Source organism: Gracilimonas sp. (assembly GCF_031581265.1).
Lineage (GTDB): Bacteria > Bacteroidota > Rhodothermia > Balneolales > Balneolaceae > Gracilimonas.
The window spans coordinates 23,314-42,492 of the sequence record NZ_JAVLBQ010000013.1 but is presented as its reverse complement, the minus strand read 5'-3'; the positions used below and the strand labels follow the sequence as shown (position 1 = coordinate 42,492).

The window sequence follows — 19,179 nt, the reverse complement described above, 5'->3', positions numbered from 1 at the left end:
AATTAAATAACAGTGATCACCCTGTTATTATATGTGTTTTTATTAAATCAGCCGGTGCTTTGCATGGCTGCGGCAATCCCATTAATATTTAAAAATAAAGCCTCCGTCAGCCTTTCTTTCTGGGCGTCCGTCTCTGCTTTTTTCCATCGTTTTAATAATTCTGCCTGAATGAAATTCAGGGGATACGTAAATGGGTTTCTAAATAAAATCGAATTTTGTATCACTTTATTGTGATCCAGAATGTGGTCATATCCCGTAATTTCAGTAATCTTATTTTCGGTCTCACCAAACTTTCGAATTAGCTGGTCATGAAATTTTGATGGTTCAAAATTATAAAGATCCGACGTCGGTAAATGGGTTCTCGCCATTTCACGCTGTGAATTATTTAGTACCGTTTTGAAAAAAGTCCATTCTTTATGCCATTTTTGTAACACAGTCATTGCATCATCTCTTTTTTGAATGGCGGCTTCAATCCCTTCAGCTATGCCATACCAGCCGGGTGTATTGTAGCGAACCTGGGTCCATGCAAATACCCACGGAATTGCTCGTAATGTATCAAAAGTCATATCATCAGAGGAACCGCGGGAAACCGGCCTTGAAGCAATCGGTAACTTTCCAATATGCTCAATCGGTGTGATCCCGGAATACCAATCCCAAAACTCGGGGTCGTCGATCAGTTCACGATATGCTTTCATAGAAGTTTCGGCTATTTCTTCAATGATAGCTCGTTCACTTTCCTTACCGGTAAGATAGCCGGCTGCCTCATCGTGTTGAGCCATTGTTACTGTGGCCATGGCGTTTACTATCTGTTCCAGGTGACGATGAGTGATAGATGGCAGCATATATCGAAAGGAAATAACCTCCCCTTGCTCGGTGAATCGAACTCGCCCATTATTGGCAACAGCCGGCATAGCGACGATGGCTTGGTTGGACTGACCTCCCCCACGCCCCACGGTTCCGCCGCGCCCATGAAATAACCTGAAATCAACTTTATGCTTGCGACAAACGGAGCCAAGTTCATATTGCGCTTTATCGAGGGCCCAATTAGCCATCCAGTAACCACCATCTTTGTTACTGTCAGAATATCCCAGCATGATCTCCTGAAAATTATCCCGGGACTTCAAGTATTTCGAAAACAGATCGTGTTCATACATTTGTTCCATCAAGTCTGCACTATTCTCAAGATCTTCGATAGTTTCAAACAATGGAACTACATCTATTTGACTGTCAACCTCTCCCCCTTGATAACTCCAAAGACCTGCTTCTTTTGCAATCAGCATCACCTCCAACATATCGCTGATGCCATGAGTCATACTGATGATATAGCTTCCAAAAATATCAGCATTCAGCGCCAGCATATCACTGATTTCCTCAAAAACCGTCATCACTTTTGCTGCAACTTCAGATCGATCACTTTTAACAGGACTCAGCGGACGAGGATTTTTAAGCTCCTTCACCAATGTGTTTATCTTCTCATCTTCGCTCAGTTCACCATAATTAGAAATGACATTGGCTTGTGCCAGTAATTCCTCAACCGTTTCCTCATGCAAGCTGCTGTGCTGACGGATATCCAATCCACTTAAATGAAACCCAAATGTTTTGGCCCGAATAATTAGATCCTGAAGCCTTCCCTGCTCTGAAAGCCCGGACAGCCCATTGCTCACCAAGCTTTCCTTTATGAGCTCTAAATCATCAATAAAATCAGCGTTTGTATTAACCTCAGACGTCTTAATAATTGTCTGTTTGTCTTCGGAAAGTTTATCAATCAAAAACCGGATTTTATGCATCATATGCGTCACTTTCCGACGATACATTTCGTGCTTATATCGACGTTCATAACGCTCGGATAAAGGAAATTCGTCCTCATCTGTTTTTATAGACTCTTCCAGGTCTTCAGAAACTTTAGCTTGTTTATCAGAAACACTCAGGTATCGCCTCAACTCGTTCAGCTCATCCAGGTATAGATTCAAAATAGTTTTTCGCTGCTCAACTACCGTTTGCCAGGTTACATTCGAAGACACATTTGGATTTCCATCCCGGTCGCTCCCAATCCACGATCGATACCTCAGCACAATCGGCACCTCCGGTCTTTTGTTGTAATAGGTATCAAAAGCCTGTCGAATATCACGATACAGTATGGGAATAGAGTCCCAAATTGAATGAGTGAAATAAAACAGGCCGTTCTCAACCTCATCTTCTACCGTTAGTCGCTCAGAGCGGACTTCATCTGTTAGTAATAGCAGATTCAGCTGATTCAAGATTTCGCGGTGAAGATCAATTTTCTCATCCGGGGTGATATCAGAATCTCCCAATCTTGATATCATGGAAGCCAATTCCTGCTGTTTCAGCAAAACGCTGCGTCGACGTGCTTCGGTTGGATGTGCGGTGATGGTAGGCTGAATATCCATCTGCTGAAATACATTCAGGGCTTCCTCATAACTATACCCTTTTTCTTTCATGTCATGAACCGATTCGGCAATACTTTCTTTCCTTGGCGATTCCGGGGTCTCCTCAAACTCCCGCATTCTATTAACACGACTTATTTCATGCTGCTCAAGTGAATTTACCAAGTGGAAGAAAGTAGTGTACATCTGTAGAATTTCTTTGATCTCCTCAATCGAAAGGCCTTCCATCTCCTTTTGTAGCTTCTGAAGTAATTCTTCATCTCCCTCATCCAAAGCTTTAGCACTTTCAACCGGCAAACGTCCTAACGTTTGAACTAGATCTTCCCCATGCTTCTCAATCGTCAATTCTTCCAAAATCTCAGTAAGCTTTAAAACCCGCTTTGAGAGATTTTGACTAATTCCGCTTTCTTCAGCCAGATTTTTTACCGTTTCTTTCCAGTTCATGAAATACTTGTTTTATATTGAGTGTGTGAGAGTTTCCTAAGGTAGAAATAATTGACTTCTTATATAATTACGCCAAGGTCAATCCTTTTAATTAAATACATATTATGAGCAAAAAACGTTGTAGCTGGGTTGAAAATACTTTCCCCGAATACATAAAATATCATGATGAAGAATGGGGTGTTCCCGTCCATGATGACCGAACACATTTTGAGTTTTTAATACTGGAAGGCGCCCAGGCCGGACTAAGCTGGTCAACTATTCTAAAGCGTCGGGAAGGATATAGAAACGCATTTGCCAATTTTGACCCAGAGAAAGTAGCCCGGTTTGATGAGGCCAAAATTCAGGAGCTGTTGCAAGATGAGGGTATTATCCGCAATAAGTTAAAAGTGAGATCTGCGGTTACCAACGCTCAGTTATTTCTGGATATTCAAGAAGAATTCGAAAGTTTTGATACATACATCTGGCAATTTGTTGGGGGTGAACCGATCATAAATCACTGGGAAAGCATGAAAAAAGTGCCGGCCACCACCAAAGAATCAGATACCTTGGCAAAAGACCTCAAAAAACGGGGTTTCAAATTCACCGGAAGCACCATCATGTACGCCCACATGCAAGCCTGCGGCTTGGTAATGGATCATACCACTGATTGCTTTAGGCATGAAGAATTAAGCTCCTAATTCTTAAAAGCCCCTCGTTACGAAGGTCTATCTTCGTAACGCAGTCCCGGAAGCTCCGGCTTCCAGTAAGTACACCGTAAAATTATAATCTGAATTATTCTCAAAAAAATTTGTAAGGAATCCCATTCTCATCGCTCCTACTTATAAAAAACGATGGGAAGAAGCAGATATAAACAACACGAAACTTGGTATCCATACTCAATGTCAAGCAGCTTTGTCCATGGACTGCCACTGTTTTCTAAGCCAGAAATTGCATCATTACTAATTGAAGCTATCAAGTTTCATCAATCCAAAAGTGAACTCAAAGTGCATGCCTGGTGTGTCATGGAAAATCATTTTCACATGATTGCTACACATTCTGACTTCAAAAGCTGTATGCAGAGCATTAAATCTTATACTGCAAAACGGACCCTTGATTTTTTAAAATCACATAACAATCAGCTCTATTTAAAGCAGCTTGCTTTTTCTAAAAAACGTGGAAAGAAAGAATCTGCATATCAAGTTTGGCAGGAAGGATATCACCCCAAACAAATTAATTCAGGAAAGATGTTAAGACAAAAGATCAATTATGTGCATTTTAATCCTGTTAAGAGAGGTTATGTAGATAAACCGGAAGATTGGAGATATTCTTCAGCGAGAAATTATTTATGGCAGGATGGTATCTTGGATATAGAGCGTATTAAATGACTGGAAGCCGGAGCTTACAGGACTGCATTGCCAAGCCGGAGCTTGGCAACGAGGAGTTACTGAATATTGAATGTTCAATATTCTTTACTTATCAGCCACTCTTCAATCAGGTCATCCACGTATTTAACATCAAAGCCGACTCTTTCCAGCATAGCAGATGCCACTGCAGATCGTGCCCCGGAGCGACAAGAAACCATTACGGGCTTGTCTTTGGGGACTTCATCCAGGCGATCTAATAAACGGGTATGAGCAATATTCATCGCGCCGGGAATGTGGACCTCCTCAAATTCGGATTGTTTCCTAACATCCAGTAAGTGGGCTTCTTCTTTACTCAAATATTCTTCTGTTTTTTCAAACCCTATGGTTTCCATCGATATTAGAGATCCATCTTTTTCGCCAAATTCAAGAAGCTGCGAAGGAGTAGCGTACCCGGCGATGTTATCCAAACCAATTCGGATCAAATCAACGACCGCTTCTTCTACCTTTTCTTCCTCCACAATGAGATAAATCGACTCTTCTTCATTAATGTAGGAACCGGCCACCGTGTTAAAAGCTTTATTTAAGGGGGAAAGCAATGCACCTCTTACATGTCCAGTCATAAACTCGTACCGATTGCGGGTATCAAGAGTCACTCCATTTGAAGCCTGAACTTTATCAATAATTTCCTTCACGCTTAAATTTTTCGGCTTTGGAATTTCTCCGAGTACCTTCGGCCCCTTTCTGTTATCACGCTTCATTCTTGCGAAATACAAAGGAGTTTCAGGTTGTCCATCTAAAATATATTCCACAAAATCCTGTTCATCGATTGCTGCGCGAATAGAATCATTAAATCGCTGTTCATAGCCCACCGTAGATTCCGGAATAGACCCCAACGCTTTACCACAGGCACTACCGGCTCCATGACCGGGCCACACTTGCCAATATTCCGGCATTTCCTTGAATTTCTGAATGGAGTCGTACATCACTTTGGCTGATTCCCTCATCGCACCTTTTTGTCCGGCTGCAGTTTCTAACAAATCGGGGCGGCCTACATCACCCACAAAAATAAAATCACCTGAAAGGATACCCATGGGCTCATCAGTAGCAGCACCATCTGCAACTAAAAAACTGATGTGTTCAGGCGTATGTCCCGGTGTGTGTTTTACGGTGAATTTAATATTCCCGATGGCAAACTCATCCCCATCTTTCAACAACTGATGACTATACTCACTCCCAATCACCCATTCATATTTCCAATCGGCATCGCCTTCATCCGAGACTAATATTTTCACCCCATCCTCTGCAAATTCCCTCAATCCTGATAGATAATCTGCATGAATATGCGTTTCAGTTGCAGCTGTAATACTTAGGTTATTCTTTTCTGCGATTGCTTTATATCGTTCGATATCACGCATCGGATCTACTATAATAGCTTCTCCGGTAGCCTGACAACCAATCAGGTAGGCATATTGTGCTAATTTTTCTTCGAATATATGCTGAAAAAACATGAATGAGTTTGTGTAATTTTGCGTTTTTAGGAGCTGGAAGAAAATACTACATCTTGAACCCATCAAAAACCATAATGAAAGATTTTTGGAATGACCGTTATTCGGAACCTGAATTTGTATACGGAACTAAACCCAACGATTTTTTTGCAGAACAGTTAGAGCAACTTAAACCGGGAAAGATCATACTTCCCGCAGATGGTGAGGGGAGAAATGCGGTCTATGCTGCCCAAAAAGGCTGGAAGGTTCAAGCTGTGGATTACAGTAAATCCGCAAAGACAAAAGCGTTGAAATTAGCTTCTGAAAATGAAGTTGAGATCGATTATGATCTTAGCGATCTCTCAGAATATGGCTTTGGGAAAGAAAAGTACGATGCCGCTGCTTTCATTTATGTGCACTTACCACGGTCGATCATCAAAAAGGTGTATCAAAATGTCATCAGAAGTTTAAAACCGGGTGGAAAAGTCATTGTGGAAGTGTATTCAGTCAATCAGTTGGGAAGAGATTCCGGAGGGCCTAAAGATGAACGGGTTTTATATACCGAAGACAAACTACGAGATTTACTATCGGGAACTGATATTGAATGGGTGAGAGAAATGGAAATAGATCTGAATGAGGGTGATTACCATGTGGGTAAAGCCATGGTGATTCGAGCTGTCGCTATTGCAAAGTAATTTTCCTTAATGACCGTCCATCATAAAGAATCCTCGATAGATCAGGATCAGCCCAAGAACTATGGTGCCCAGGGCAAAATTGGGTGAATTACTTTCCGGCACTGATATCGAGTGGAAACTCTGTACACCGCTGTATCTTCTTGTGGTGTCTGCAAATATGTAAAACCTCACTCCCTCGCCATCACGAACAACTCATTCTGATTTACTTCAGCGTATCACCCAGTACTATTTTCGTGACTTTAACTAGAGGTATTCCGCTGGAATAATCCACATAATACAGTTTGTTATCATTATCTAAATGTTTGGGATAAAATCGTGTACGCATTCCTTCCTGGGTCACAAAATCATCATCAATTTGAGTATAGCCCTTATATTCCCCCTCTAAAGTATAGAATTCAATGTAATACTGTCCTTTATTTCCCTCATTTACACTAACAAAATTGAGCAACCACTCATTATTGGACAATAGAATATCTGACGTTAGTTTTTTTTGATATCTGAACTTTCCTAACACCCCTCCAGATCTTATTACCCCATAGTATTCATTTTCACGATACTTTTTATTTGGATCTAACTCCAGGTATCGCTCCTTACCTGTAAAGTTACCGGGCACTTTTTTAATACTGCCATCAGCGGACGACAAATCTATCATATAGACATTTCCATCAAATATTTTATGGGTTAGGGCTACCCTATTACCATCCAGTTTGGCTAATCGATAATCCCAATCGGTGGCAAGCTTTCGTTCCAGCTTCTTCTGCGGGTCAAACAGGTACTCATATACATCAAAATAGGATCGCTTAAAAGCCGAAAATTTGTCATTAATCACATGTACCACCCGGTTGTCTAACTCGCTTGCCGGACGATCAAAGTACACATCCCTTACTTTGGATGTAATAGCATAGGTTTGATCATTTATCGGTACAATATTCTCCTGTATCCGTTTATTCCCTATACTACTATTCCAACTCTTTGGAGGGGCATGGGTAACGGTGCTGTCTCCAAAATGATAAAAAAGGGTTATCCTTAACAAACGGCTGTCATTGATCACTACAGCTCCTTCACCAATAACGGCAAAAGTAGTTATTTTGAGAAACTCACCTGGACCTCGACCTCTGCCACCCATTGTGGTTTTGTACTCTCCCTCTGCCGTAAAAACCCGGATAGTGTTGTTGGTTCCTGCTATATAAATATTTCCAGAATCATCGGTATCTATTACCCCCGGACCAGCAAACTAGTATTCCAGGGGTGCACGCTCATCATCCCCCAGAACCAGTACTTCTTCAAAATGTATATTCGTTATTTCCTGGGCCTTAACCGTCACCTGTAATACCGTTACAAGTAACATCCCAGTTATAGCAATAAATGTTTTATCAAATATATACATTTTGAGTAGTTGTTATGTTTTCTTTTAGAGGAAGATTATTCAGGGACTGTTCTTTAGCCAAAAATACAAATATTTATCTTGATCTTTAACACAGTACCTCCAGCTTCCATTTTCACACATTGTCACTCAATCTAAATCAGACATTAAGAGTCATTTCAAGCCATAATGCTTCTTAATGCCCACCCATCATAAACAATCCGCGGTAGACCAAAATCAAGCCAAGTACAACAGTAGCCCAGGGCAGAAATCTTTGAATTTTTCTGCGCATTTCCAGGCTCAGGAAACCGGGGCTCATTGCTACTGCAATCATGGCGGGCATGGTTCCAAAACCAAATCCGGTCATAAATATCATGCTGGAAACTGTGTTGCCGGTATTTAGGGCTGCTGCTATAGCCATATACACAAATCCACACGGCAAAAGCCCATTGAGTAACCCGATGGCAAACAAAGCTGAAACAGAATTTTTCTTCATCAACTTTTTGAACGGTTTAACAATCGCCCCCATTTGATTAGAGGGAATGGCCTGCCAACTGTTTAGTTTATTCCTGATTTTTGGAATCAACACGGCTGCGATTATCAATACACCTGTCAAAACAGATAACCATTGTTGAAAACCAACCAATCCGGCCAGTTTACCGAAGAAACCAACCACGGTTCCCAAAAGCACATACACAATAGTTCTTCCCAAATTATAGAGAAGGATGCCGGTATATTTTTTTACACCCTGCATGTCATGTACAGGAAGTGCCAAGGCAATAGGCCCACACATTCCTACACAGTGTGCACTACCTAAAAAGCCGAATAAAAGTCCACCGATCAGCCATTCATTGATCATAGGTATTCTTTTTTGCGTTTTTTAGTCTTAATGAATTTGCAGTTACAAAGATAGAGGATAGTATCATTGCTCCAATTGATATTAGTGGTGAAAGAAAGCCGGTTGCAGCAAGAGGTAATCCTATTGAGTTGTAGATTAAAGCCCAGAAAAAATTTTGCTGTATAATCTTTTTCGTAGATTTTGCTTTCTGAACTGTAAACTGCAAATATTTGATGTTTGGATTATAAAAAACTATATCAGCTTCTACTTTATTCTTATCTGATCCTTCAAACATAGCTATCGTGCAATCAGCTTTTGTCATTGCCATTAGGTCGTTTAAACCATCTCCGACAAATAATATATTATCGCCAGATTCTTTTTTCTGCTGTACATAATCTGCTTTTTCATCTGGACTCAAGTTCCCAATATAAGTCCAATTCTGATTTTTCATCTCATCTTGAGCAGCCGGATCTCCGGAAATAACGGACACCTCATATCCTTGACCTGCAACATATTCTAAAAGATCTTTAGCCTCTGTTTGTAAAGGATGATGGATCCTGATTTTCAGCATTATACGGCCATCTAAAAACAAAGCAAATACATTCTCCTCTAGCTCTTTCCCCATTGGATGTGCTCTGTTCAGCAAAGCAACCCGATGTTCTTTTCCTTTTTCATCTAACCAACTGCCTTCAATACCCAATCCTTTTTTTTTCCTTATTTCGGTGATTTGCTGGGGTTTAATCTCATACTTCACCCCATATTTTCTGACGGCTTTTGCAATAGGGTGTTCATCTACGGATTCTAATCCTACCAAGAGCTCTTTGATTTTCTGATCGTCTAAAAGTGTACTGTCAACTACTTCAACAGAGTGGATATTAGCGGGTGCTGTTATCGTTCCTGTTTTATCGAAAATCATATGTGTTACTTCCGATAATCTCTCAATCGCTTTTGAGCCGGTTCTCAGTAACACGCCTTCATCGTGTAGGGCTTTGTGAGAGATCCATATGGCCGCAGGCGTTGCGATTGCAAATGCACAAGGGCAGCCTATAATAAGTACAGCTAAAAAGTTGTTGATGGCAGTGCCGGTATCTCCTGACCATAAAAAGAAACCCAGTGATAACATAGCTAATACTAAAACTGTGGCAAGTAATATACTTGCCGCACGATTTGCTATATCCTCGTAAGAGGAAAGTTGCTTTTTCTCCCATTCAAATTGTCGAAAATAAGACGACAAGGATGACCGTGCATATGAGCTACTCAATTTGATCTCAATATCCTCATCCAGTGCAATGGAACCTGCTTTTACCTTGTCTCTTGTTTTCTTTAATACAGGAGTCGGTTCACCCGTTAAGTGTGCCTCTGAAACAAACCCACCCTGGTTTTCTACGATTCCGTCTACCGGAATCACCTTTTCCACCTCAGACTTGATCATATCCCCAACCTTTAAGGCTTCTGCACTGATTCTGCTGTAGGCTCCATCTGAAGTTTTGGCTATAACATTTGGGACATATGCTTCCCACTTTTTACTATATGTGCCAATCTTATTTTTTAAATAAATATCTATTAGCAGGCTGCCTATATAAAAGACCAGTATCATGCCGGATGTTTCGAAGTAAGTTGTATTATCTGCCCCCTTTAAAATATTACTAACAGAAAGTCCATAGGAAGAGAATACTCCTATAAAAATCAATGTACCGAGGCTGAAACTTTTGGTCTTCCATTCATCATATGTCACCCAAAACACTTCTTTTCCCAGTAGTAACAGCATCAAAGTGTTAATGCCCAATGACAGCCAAATAAAGAGGTCAGGTGTACTTTCATCAATGTGCAAAGTCAGGCTCAGAAATAGAAGTAACATGCCCAAAACCGCTGCAATCACCCAACGTATGAGCAGGCCTTCGGGTAAGTGAAACTGATCGTCATCCCCAACCTGAAGTCGATGAGCCATGGCACAACCATGACAACAAAAATTCAAATCCGAATTTACATCTTTAGTTTGTGCGGGTAAGCCACAGTGGTCACAAGGAGTAATTTTTAAAGCCGAATCAGCCAAGGCATTAGTTTATAAATGTATCGTTAAGCTCTCCAACTTCCCACTGAGAGGTCCTATTCCCATAAATATCATTGTAGCTTTTGATACTATCAACCGGTACATCACCGCCATCATTACCAAATGAATTTCGTACGTAGGTCATTACTGCCGCCACTTCTTCGTCAGATATCTGTTCTCCCCAAGCCGGCATATTTCCATTATAAGTCACGCCATTCACTTCAATTTCACCATATAATCCATGAATTATAATACCGGCAAAACGTCCTACATTTCCATTCACATAATCAGTACCCACCAAGGTAGGAAAAGCTCCTTCTACCCCTTCTCCATTTGCTTGATGACAAGTTGAACAAACCCTTCCGTATATACTTTCTCCAAGTTCCACTTGGGTAAGTTCAACCGGCTCTGCCGGAACTTCTGCTTCCGCATTCGAAATATAAAGCTGGTGAGGTTGATAGCTAAAATCTCCGAAGTAATAGCCAATATAAAAAAACCCAAAAGCAAAGGTGATGAAAATAATTGCATAGAGCCACCAGGGACCTCTTTCATTTCCTTCACCAGGCAATACCCTTTCTCTTAAAGCCGCCTGATGTATTTCATAGATGTCTTCGCGATCTACCTCTTCTGAATTGTCAGAAGTATTCGAATTTTTAGCTTCTTCTTTATCCATAACATTACTCTTTTTCTCTCTCTTGATCTAAGGAAAGCAAGTAGTCAACCAAATGTTCAGCTTCTTCTGTTGGTATTACTTTTTTCCCTTCTTTGGCGTACTCTCCCGGTAAATTGATGGGTTTTCTACTTGTGGCCTCATCTTCATCAACCACTTCAAATAACCATGGGAAAGGAGGCATGATAGACCCGGGAGATACCGATTCAGGTGCATACAAATGTGTATAGTGCCAATCTCTGCTTGGCTGCCTTTTACCAATATTAGCTAAGTCGGGCCCGGTTCGCATAGTTCCGAGTACATGAGGGGTTAACCCCTTATAATCTTCGGGTAAAGAAGCTTCTCCCCATCCTCTTTCAAAATCTGCCCCAAAACCTTTTGGCCTTACTTGTTGGGTATGACAATAAACACAACCTTCTCTTACATATATTTTGTGACCATTTTCAATGTTTGGTGCCACATATTCTACTTGATTGACTTCTTTATCAGCCAACATTTGTGGTATATAAACCAGTCCCAGCATCGAAGATATGAATAAAGCTACAGCACCAAAGATCAACAGAATATTATTACCCATAATATATCAATCACTTAGAGTTACAATTTCATTCTCTTGTATTGTATCCGTTTTAATCACCTTAAAAAATGAGTAAGCAAATACAATATGACCTGATGTAAGTAATATTGCAGCAAAAGACCTTGACTCCAGGAATGGCTTCATCTTTTCAACAATATCCAAAAAAGGAATATCAGGATTGTTCATAAGCATACCCTGCCAAATTCCTCCAATTTGTAAAGCTACGATATATAGAATGATTCCAACTGCACTCAACCAGAAATGCCATTTTATCATCCCTTTAGAATGCCATTCATTACCAGTGATTCGCGGCATGATGTAATATAAAGAACCAAACAGAACCATCGTTACAAAAGCGTACATTCCGATATGTGCGTGTGCGATCACATAATGAGTAAAGTGAACTACTTCATTTACATTTCGTAATGCCTGAAGACTTCCTTGTAGACTTACAAAGGTATAACTCATAGCCCCAAATACTACAAACCTGAGAGTTGGAGAATTAACCACTCGCTTAAAAACTCCCACGACCGTCAAGTGATGATTCACAGCCACGGTAACAACCGGAATAATCATCATGGCACTTGCTGCAATTGAAATTGTTGTGGCCCAAGTTGGGACCGGACCACCTATCAAATGATGAAAGCCATTCCAATTATAAAAGAGTGCGAGTGTCCAAAAACCAAGCAAACTTAAAGAGTAGCTATATATAGGCCTTCCTGTTACTTTTGGTATTAGGTAATAGGCTGCTGCGAGACAAATAGGGGTAAACCATAATCCCAATGCATTATGAGCATACCACCAATTCATACCGGCTTGCACGGTCGTATCAAAATCAGGTATATAAGCCACCAACAGTAAAGCAAATATCCAAATAAACCCTGCGATGATGTAGTACACTGAAATATAAAGGTGTTTAGTAGCACGGTATGCAAGCATTGTCAGCGCTGATATTAAAAGTGGTAATAACCCTAATAGAATGAATATTGCTGAGCTAAAAGGGAATTCCAGCCATTCAAGACCTCTCGAAAAGCCACCAAGTATTTGGAAAGATCCCACGGTCAAACCAATATTCCATAATACAATACCACCTAGTAGAAATTTTTGCATAGGGATAACCACCCTGAGTGTTCGGGTGAGTAACCATAGCGCAACACCGGCACCTGTCATGGATGCCCACCCGTATACCATGGTGTTCAAGTGTAAAGGCCGCACTCGGCCAAATGTAAGCCACGAGATGTCCCCTAAAAAATTTGGGGCATGTAATTTAAAGGAAGCAAGAATAGCAAGTACCGAACCCACCAAAAGCCAGATCATACCCGATGTGAAGTAAGCAAGTAAAACATTACTAGAGTCTTGATCTGTAAAATTTCTTCTCTCTGCAGCGTTCTTGAATTTTTTTTGTTTCATAGAACTTTAGTCAGACTCATTATCACTTTCCTTAAATAGTTGATCAGTAGGCTCTCCGACAGGCTCGTCTTCTTCAAACGGTATCATAGCACCTTTTTTCAAGTCTTTGATATAGCCCTTTTTTATGGTAAAGATCAGAATTATTAACGCAGTTATTACCATAAGAACTGAAATAGAAAATACAGATACTGTTCCTGATCCTAAATCCATAAGTAATCTTCTCTAATAAAAATGTTTATTATTAAATCATAGTATGAAATCAAACGTTCATTTCATTTAAAACTTTCGGTAAAATTATACCTTCTTCCCTTTCAACATTTTATTCCAATACAAATAAGGAAGAGCGTATTTCTTCAATAGCCATAGCCTGTAATGTTCTTTAGAGCTATCAAAGATCAGCATTCGCTTGAGTTTGGGGTCAGGAGTGAAGTTTTTTTCGTAATCAAATTCAGCAAGCGCCATTTTTCCGTAACCTGTTATCAGCGGACAAGATGAATATCCATTATAAGAAGCGTTATCAGCTTCTTTTTCAGCCATAAGTTTGAAAATATTATCAACCACAACAGGCGTTTGTTTACGGATTGCTGCCCCGGTTTTGGCGGTTGGTAATCCGCAAACATCTCCAACTCCAAAAATATTGGGATATTTGTTATGCTGAAGGGAATGATGATCTACATCCAGCCAGCCTTCACCATTTACAAGGTCTGATTTTTCAACAAAATCAGGTGCTTTTTGGGGAGGAGCCAGGTGCAAGAAATCAAATGGCATTTCGATATCCGTAGCACCGGTCAGTTTTTCCCCAATGGGATTACCTTCCTCCACATTACAGTTGTTGTCTTCGGTTTCAATAAACTGGAAATGTGCAATCTTGTTTTCAACATCAATTTTGTATGGCGCATAAAACGGCCGGAAGTAAATATCATAACGATCCAAAACTCTCCGGAGGGTTTTTCTGATTGGTTCAACTCCAAAAATTACTGAACCGGGTGTTGCAAATATCACATTGGCATCAATGTTATTCTTCTCGAAATAATCCGCCGAGAGGTAGCAGATCTTTTGTGGCGCTCCCCCACACTTGATGGGCGTATTAGCCTGTGTAAAAATGGCATTCCCACCTTTAAAGTTCTTTAGGGTCTCCCACACATGCTCGGGGTCAGTGTAATTGCTGCAAACGATGCCTTTTTCCATGGCTTCAGGCAAACCTTCGATCTTTTCCGGAGCCATTACCAATCCGGGTGATACAATCAGATATTTATATTCAAGATCACCGTTTTTTTCAGTGAATATTTTGTTTTCTTCCGGCTTAAACCCCGTGGCTTTATCTTTAATCCAGGTTGCCTTCTTTGGCATCACCTCTTTCATGGGCTTGGCCGTCTTTTCCATGTCGTAGGTTCCGGCTCCAACCAGGGTCCAAGCGGGTTGATAGTAATGGGTATCACCAGGTTCAATAATTCCAACTTTCAGGGAAGAATCTTTTGCCAGAATTTGTGAAGAGGTCATAATTCCACCCGTCCCGCCTCCGATTATAAGTACATCAAAAATAGTATCCATCACTCTACCTCATTTATTAATAGTTACCTCAATTAAATTCATTTCCGATCCTTTTTTCTACTTGTTATAACAAGATTCATCTATATCATGACGAATTCTAAGTAACTTTAATGAAGATTTATTGAACCTTCTGTTCCAGTGTTTCTAATCGTTTATCCAACTTTTCGATGCTTTTATTCATTTCCTGCAGCATATAGATAATCACGATGTGTGTTTTCTTGGCATCAATACCTACTACGCTCTCTTCGCTGCCTATCATTTCCTCGATGTTGCTGTGTTCTTTCTCGGGTATATTGGTTCTCATGAGTTTGAGGTTAGTTTAAAAGGTTAGTTTTTTCAGCAGGCACTGTCCTCTCTCTGATTTCCAGCAGAGCTGAAATCGATCTCTCTCCAAAGAGAGATAGGTTCTTGCCATTGCCTGTAATTTCAGCTTTCATCAACATTTGTATTAAAGGCAAGAAACTGTGTCCGTCCGGAGGGACCGAAAGTACAGCTTGCTGTTACTTTCAGGGAGGATAGTCAGAATTCAAGCCTACTCCGCCTCAAAACCGGCATCTGCCAGTTCTTCGAATCCGCCTACGTTATACACCTTTTCAAATCCGGCATTTCTCATGATGCGAGCCGCTTGTCCGCTTCGATTTCCCGTTCGACAGTAGAGGTAGTAGGTTTCTTCTTTGTTGAAATTATCGATTTGAGTCTGAAATTCTCCGTTCATCAAATCATATTGAAAATCGGTTTCGGCAAGGTGGCCTTCGTCGTATTCATCCTGCGTACGCACATCAATAATCACGCCTTCTGTCTCTGCTCTTTTCTCTTTGAATTCTTCGATACTGATATCGATACTCATAGTTGTTCCTTTTTCGGTATTTGTTTTGTTGAAAATATTAAACATGATGATTCCTAAAATTAATATTGTCGCTATTGTTAAAATCGTTTTCCACATGGTTTAGACCTTATGTGATTTAAAATTTTTCTTTTTGATCGTCATTTTTTGGCGATCCGGTTAGCAACCTCGCAGCGTCCGACAGGTCCTGCGAGCTTTGCGGTTAATTAGCTCATAATCATTCCAAACGCTGCGAGGTCTTTCATACGCTCTCAGGTTTTTCATTATTTTTTTGATGAACCGGTTCTTTTAGTTTATTCATACTGATAAACAAGGTAATCGCTGAAACCGTTACAATCATTCCTGTTATGGTGATGGCAAAGCCCAAGTCAAACATATCTGCCAGAAATCCGGCCAGCAATGCGCCAACGGCATAACCGCCATCCCGCCACAACCTGAAAACTCCGATACTTTCCGCGCGGTCGTCGGGGTGAACCAAGTCTGCTACGGAGGCTAAAAAGGTTGGATAGACCATAGCTGTTCCTATTCCAAGGAAAGAAGCTGCAATCACAAATTCATAAAATTCACTCAGTAAAGGGAAAACCAGCAGACTTCCGGCCTGCACCAGTAATCCCCAAAACAGCATTCTTTTCCTTCCAGTATAATCCGAGACTTTACCCGTCACCACCTGCAGTATTCCCCAGAAAGCAGGGTAAATCCCGGTTACAATTCCCACTTGGTACAAATCCAATCCGGCGGCGGTGAGGTACAGTGGAAAAATGCCCCAGGCCATGCCGTCTTTTAAATTTGTTGCCATTCCGGATTGTGAAACAGCAAACAAATTCCGGTCTCCAAAAGAGACTTTCCAAAACAGATGTTCTTTACTGCGCTTTTCATTTTCGTCCTCATCGACCTCGGCTTCAACCCAGGGTGCGGTATCAATCACAAAAAAGACGGACAGCAGTAAACCGATGGCTGCGATTCCAATTCCGAGATAAAACGGATAAGGACGTAGTCCGAACTCAGAGGCGATCCATCCGGTCAAAAAAGCTACAACGGCTACGGCCAGGTATCCCGCAAATTCGTTGAGACCCATAGCCAATCCTCGATCTTTTTTCCCTGCCAGGTCAATTTTCATGATCACGTTGGCAGACCATGCAAGCCCCTGGTTTATACCAAGGAAGATATTGGCAGCTATCACCCAATTCCAGCTATCAGCCCACATCAATATGAAAGGAACCGGCAGGCCAAACAGCCAGCCAACGATCAGCATTTTCTTACGCCCATATTGCTGAGCAAAGCGTCCGGCAAAATAATTGGAAGCCGCCTTGGTGATCCCAAACACAATAATGAATGAGAAAATGGCCGATCGTGCCGCAATCCCAAATTCAGTTTCGGCGATCTCCGGAAGGATGGTCCGCTCCAACCCCACCATCCCACCTACAAAGGCGTTGATGAGTACAAGCAGCGAAAATTGCTTCCAGTTATTTTTAAGACCGAGTGGTTTCATTTTGTTTATTGATTTAGGACTGAGCCAATAATGTTGTCATCCTGAGCGCTTACAAGTAAAATAATGAGTTAGCATAGTTGACGCGAAGGACTATGTCCGACTACCGGCGTGATCTCAAATTATAAGTCAGCTTTTGGGTTGTTTTCACTTTGAGACTCTTCGCGTTCAACATCCTTTATCTTAGTTGCAAACGGGCGCTCAGAGTGACAACAATTGAGAGTATTTGTATAGAATTTCATCTTTCTTAAATATTCGTTTGAAGTGGGGAGAATTCCCGTTCCGGCTTTCCATCTGATTTGTATGCATCAATGGCATCAGCAACATCAAAATAAAAATTGGTGATACTGAGTCCGTCTGTGATTCCTGCAACCTTCAACTTGTCGCGTACAGGACCAATGGCACCGGCGAAGTAGAGTTCAATATCTCGTTCTTCAAGATCTTTGATCAGTTCTTCGAGCGCATGCACCCCTGTTGAATCAATGCTGTTAATAGCTGAAGCATCCAATACAACTAATTTAAGTTCATCGCCTTTTTTGTCGATCAGCTCATCTATTGAGGATCGAAAGTGCTCTACATTTGCAAAGTAGAGTTCAGAATCAAAGCGAAATACAAGAACATCTTCCTGTGTTTTTGCCTCATTATATCGATTCACATTTCTGAAGTTTTTGGTCTCTCCTAATCGTCCTAATTCTGTATTGTGAGGTGTTGTACTATTGTAAATTACCATCACTAAGGAAAGCAAGACACCAATGGCAATCCCTTCTTCAATTCCTAATGCAAGTGTAGCAATAAAGGTCGCCGCCAACATAGCGAGATCTTTTTTGTCAGTTTTCCAGAGATGCTTCATTTCATGCGAATCAAACAATCCGGCTACGGCCACGATAATAATCGCTCCCAATACCGCTTTGGGCAGATAATAAAACAATGGAGTCAGGAAAAGCACCGTCAATGCAATGATCACCGCACTGATGATGGAAGCCATCCCGGTACTTGCTCCGGCCTGATCGTTTACAGCTGTTCTGGAAAATCCACCTGTAGTTGGATACGATTGAAATAGCGCACCACCAATATTAGCTACACCCAACCCAATCAATTCCTGGTTGGGATCTACTTTATATCCTCGTTTGTTGGCAATGGCCTTAGCCACGGCAATGGATTCCATATAACCTACCAAAGAAATCACCAGAATAGTTGGGAAAATGAGTTCGAAATCTGACCAACTGAACGAGGTTAGTTTGAAACTTGGCAGACCTTCCGGGACTTGCCCAACAATAGCCACTCCCGATTCATGCAAACTGAAGAAATAGGTAACCAGCGTTCCCAAACCTACAACTACAAGTGCAGAGGGAAAGGTTTTCTTCCATTTCCTGAGTAGGATGATCGTAGCGATGGAACCGAAACCGATCAACGCTGTAAATGGGTCGATCTCACTGGCTTTCTGGATCGTATTCATCACGATCTCGTGCACATAATTAGTTCTGGCAATATCGATCCCCAAAATGCTTTTAACCTGACTTCCGCCAATGATCAAAGCTGCCGCTGAAGTAAATCCACTCAGCACAGGGTGAGACAAAAAATTCACCAAAAACCCCATCCTGAATACACCCATGAAAAATTGAAAAAGCCCAACTCCTATGGCAGTCATAATAGCCAGCTGAATGAATCGGTCGCTTCCGACTTCGGCAACTTCACCTACACCGGCTAAAACAAGCAAGGAAACCATCGCTACCGGCCCAACCGCTAACTGCCTCGAAGTTCCAAAGATCGCATATAAAATAAGCGGTACAATGGAAGCATAAAGTCCGTAGATAGGCGGAAGTCCGGCAAGCATCGCGTAAGCCATACCTTGGGGAATAAGCATGATTCCCACCGTGATACCTGCATTCAGATCTCCCTTCGCGTCATCACCGGAGTAGGATTTAATCCAGTCCAGAATGGGAATGTATTTGGTAAAGGATGGTTTGGATTTCATGGGTTTGGTTTTTTGGAATGGGGTTGGGAAAGCAATGTTGGCCT

Annotated in this window: 18 protein-coding genes; 3 read left to right on the top strand and 15 right to left on the bottom strand. The window is 41.3% G+C overall.

Annotated elements, in window-relative coordinates; translation table 11 throughout:
- Nucleotides 1-47: 47 nt before the first annotated feature.
- Nucleotides 48-2,849, bottom strand: coding sequence for a phosphoenolpyruvate carboxylase (gene ppc / locus RI561_RS06685; RefSeq protein ID WP_395079456.1), 2,802 nt, complete (start codon nucleotides 2,847-2,849; stop codon nucleotides 48-50).
- Nucleotides 2,850-2,953: 104 nt separating this feature from the next.
- Here ppc and RI561_RS06680 point away from each other — a divergent pair, with 104 nt between their 5' ends.
- Both RI561_RS06680 and RI561_RS06675 read left to right on the top strand, forming a co-directional pair.
- A complete protein-coding gene (locus tag RI561_RS06680; protein WP_395079455.1) occupies nucleotides 2,954-3,526 on the top strand; it encodes a DNA-3-methyladenine glycosylase I in 573 nt (190 codons plus the stop codon).
- 153 nt (nucleotides 3,527-3,679) lie between these two features.
- Complete coding sequence (locus RI561_RS06675) at nucleotides 3,680-4,213, top strand: REP-associated tyrosine transposase (RefSeq protein WP_395079454.1); 534 nt, start codon at nucleotides 3,680-3,682, stop codon at nucleotides 4,211-4,213.
- A gap of 74 nt (nucleotides 4,214-4,287) precedes the next feature.
- Here the strand turns inward: RI561_RS06675 and RI561_RS06670 are convergent, their stop codons facing one another.
- Nucleotides 4,288-5,700, bottom strand: a complete 1,413-nt coding sequence (locus RI561_RS06670) for a rhodanese-like domain-containing protein (RefSeq protein ID WP_395079453.1) — start codon at nucleotides 5,698-5,700, stop codon at nucleotides 4,288-4,290.
- A 74-nt stretch (nucleotides 5,701-5,774) separates the two neighbouring features.
- Between RI561_RS06670 and RI561_RS06665 the strand changes: the two genes are divergently transcribed.
- The gene (locus RI561_RS06665) at nucleotides 5,775-6,371 is read left to right on the top strand and encodes a class I SAM-dependent methyltransferase (RefSeq protein WP_395079452.1); all 597 of its coding nucleotides are present in this window, start codon (nucleotides 5,775-5,777) and stop codon (nucleotides 6,369-6,371) included.
- 202 nt (nucleotides 6,372-6,573) lie between these two features.
- Here the strand turns inward: RI561_RS06665 and RI561_RS06660 are convergent, their stop codons facing one another.
- The 13 genes from RI561_RS06660 to RI561_RS06600 form a co-directional block, all read right to left on the bottom strand.
- Nucleotides 6,574-7,557 (bottom strand): 6-bladed beta-propeller, encoded by a 984-nt coding sequence (locus tag RI561_RS06660; protein ID WP_395079480.1) that lies wholly within the window; start codon nucleotides 7,555-7,557, stop codon nucleotides 6,574-6,576.
- Nucleotides 7,558-7,605: 48 nt separating this feature from the next.
- On the bottom strand, nucleotides 7,606-7,758 hold the full coding sequence (locus tag RI561_RS06655; RefSeq protein WP_395079451.1) for a hypothetical protein: 153 nt from the start codon (nucleotides 7,756-7,758) through the stop codon (nucleotides 7,606-7,608).
- A gap of 172 nt (nucleotides 7,759-7,930) precedes the next feature.
- Nucleotides 7,931-8,593 (bottom strand): sulfite exporter TauE/SafE family protein, encoded by a 663-nt coding sequence (locus RI561_RS06650; protein WP_395079450.1) that lies wholly within the window; start codon nucleotides 8,591-8,593, stop codon nucleotides 7,931-7,933.
- Nucleotides 8,583-10,520 (bottom strand): heavy metal translocating P-type ATPase, encoded by a 1,938-nt coding sequence (locus tag RI561_RS06645; protein ID WP_395079449.1) that lies wholly within the window; start codon nucleotides 10,518-10,520, stop codon nucleotides 8,583-8,585. Before RI561_RS06645 ends, RI561_RS06650 begins: the two co-directional genes overlap by 11 nt.
- A 109-nt stretch (nucleotides 10,521-10,629) precedes the next feature.
- Nucleotides 10,630-11,295, bottom strand: coding sequence for a c-type cytochrome (locus tag RI561_RS06640; protein WP_395079448.1), 666 nt, complete (start codon nucleotides 11,293-11,295; stop codon nucleotides 10,630-10,632).
- Nucleotides 11,296-11,299: 4 nt separating this feature from the next.
- Nucleotides 11,300-11,869 (bottom strand): cbb3-type cytochrome c oxidase subunit II, encoded by a 570-nt coding sequence (locus RI561_RS06635; protein ID WP_395079447.1) that lies wholly within the window; start codon nucleotides 11,867-11,869, stop codon nucleotides 11,300-11,302.
- A gap of 6 nt (nucleotides 11,870-11,875) precedes the next feature.
- Nucleotides 11,876-13,279: a cbb3-type cytochrome c oxidase subunit I gene (locus tag RI561_RS06630; protein WP_395079446.1), complete on the bottom strand. Its 1,404-nt coding sequence runs from the start codon at nucleotides 13,277-13,279 to the stop codon at nucleotides 11,876-11,878.
- 6 nt (nucleotides 13,280-13,285) lie between these two features.
- A complete protein-coding gene (locus RI561_RS06625; protein ID WP_395079445.1) occupies nucleotides 13,286-13,489 on the bottom strand; it encodes a hypothetical protein in 204 nt (67 codons plus the stop codon).
- Between the two features lie 84 nt (nucleotides 13,490-13,573).
- Complete coding sequence (locus RI561_RS06620) at nucleotides 13,574-14,830, bottom strand: FAD/NAD(P)-binding oxidoreductase (RefSeq protein WP_395079444.1); 1,257 nt, start codon at nucleotides 14,828-14,830, stop codon at nucleotides 13,574-13,576.
- A gap of 118 nt (nucleotides 14,831-14,948) precedes the next feature.
- Nucleotides 14,949-15,134 (bottom strand): hypothetical protein, encoded by a 186-nt coding sequence (locus RI561_RS06615; protein ID WP_395079443.1) that lies wholly within the window; start codon nucleotides 15,132-15,134, stop codon nucleotides 14,949-14,951.
- 228 nt (nucleotides 15,135-15,362) lie between these two features.
- Nucleotides 15,363-15,677: a rhodanese-like domain-containing protein gene (locus tag RI561_RS06610; RefSeq protein WP_395079442.1), complete on the bottom strand. Its 315-nt coding sequence runs from the start codon at nucleotides 15,675-15,677 to the stop codon at nucleotides 15,363-15,365.
- A 238-nt stretch (nucleotides 15,678-15,915) separates the two neighbouring features.
- Nucleotides 15,916-17,163: an MFS transporter gene (locus tag RI561_RS06605; RefSeq protein WP_395079441.1), complete on the bottom strand. Its 1,248-nt coding sequence runs from the start codon at nucleotides 17,161-17,163 to the stop codon at nucleotides 15,916-15,918.
- Between the two features lie 244 nt (nucleotides 17,164-17,407).
- A complete protein-coding gene (locus tag RI561_RS06600) occupies nucleotides 17,408-19,135 on the bottom strand; it encodes a SulP family inorganic anion transporter (RefSeq protein WP_395079440.1) in 1,728 nt (575 codons plus the stop codon).
- Nucleotides 19,136-19,179 lie beyond the last annotated feature (44 nt).

What these genes read in the sequence shown, in the direction of transcription:
- ppc (WP_395079456.1), bottom strand. Translation starts at nt 2,849, where the DNA reads ATGAACTGGAAAGAAACGGTAAAAAATCTGGCTGAAGAAAGCGGAATT.
- RI561_RS06680 (WP_395079455.1), top strand. Translation starts at nt 2,954, where the DNA reads ATGAGCAAAAAACGTTGTAGCTGGGTTGAAAATACTTTCCCCGAATAC.
- RI561_RS06675 (WP_395079454.1), top strand. Translation starts at nt 3,680, where the DNA reads ATGGGAAGAAGCAGATATAAACAACACGAAACTTGGTATCCATACTCA.
- RI561_RS06670 (WP_395079453.1), bottom strand. Translation starts at nt 5,700, where the DNA reads ATGTTTTTTCAGCATATATTCGAAGAAAAATTAGCACAATATGCCTAC.
- RI561_RS06665 (WP_395079452.1), top strand. Translation starts at nt 5,775, where the DNA reads ATGAAAGATTTTTGGAATGACCGTTATTCGGAACCTGAATTTGTATAC.
- RI561_RS06655 (WP_395079451.1), bottom strand. Translation starts at nt 7,758, where the DNA reads ATGTATATATTTGATAAAACATTTATTGCTATAACTGGGATGTTACTT.
- RI561_RS06650 (WP_395079450.1), bottom strand. Translation starts at nt 8,593, where the DNA reads ATGATCAATGAATGGCTGATCGGTGGACTTTTATTCGGCTTTTTAGGT.
- RI561_RS06645 (WP_395079449.1), bottom strand. Translation starts at nt 10,520, where the DNA reads ATGGCTCATCGACTTCAGGTTGGGGATGACGATCAGTTTCACTTACCC.
- RI561_RS06640 (WP_395079448.1), bottom strand. Translation starts at nt 11,295, where the DNA reads ATGGATAAAGAAGAAGCTAAAAATTCGAATACTTCTGACAATTCAGAA.
- RI561_RS06635 (WP_395079447.1), bottom strand. Translation starts at nt 11,869, where the DNA reads ATGGGTAATAATATTCTGTTGATCTTTGGTGCTGTAGCTTTATTCATA.
- RI561_RS06630 (WP_395079446.1), bottom strand. Translation starts at nt 13,279, where the DNA reads ATGAAACAAAAAAAATTCAAGAACGCTGCAGAGAGAAGAAATTTTACA.
- RI561_RS06625 (WP_395079445.1), bottom strand. Translation starts at nt 13,489, where the DNA reads ATGGATTTAGGATCAGGAACAGTATCTGTATTTTCTATTTCAGTTCTT.
- RI561_RS06620 (WP_395079444.1), bottom strand. Translation starts at nt 14,830, where the DNA reads ATGGATACTATTTTTGATGTACTTATAATCGGAGGCGGGACGGGTGGA.
- RI561_RS06615 (WP_395079443.1), bottom strand. Translation starts at nt 15,134, where the DNA reads ATGAGAACCAATATACCCGAGAAAGAACACAGCAACATCGAGGAAATG.
- RI561_RS06610 (WP_395079442.1), bottom strand. Translation starts at nt 15,677, where the DNA reads ATGAGTATCGATATCAGTATCGAAGAATTCAAAGAGAAAAGAGCAGAG.
- RI561_RS06605 (WP_395079441.1), bottom strand. Translation starts at nt 17,163, where the DNA reads ATGAAACCACTCGGTCTTAAAAATAACTGGAAGCAATTTTCGCTGCTT.
- RI561_RS06600 (WP_395079440.1), bottom strand. Translation starts at nt 19,135, where the DNA reads ATGAAATCCAAACCATCCTTTACCAAATACATTCCCATTCTGGACTGG.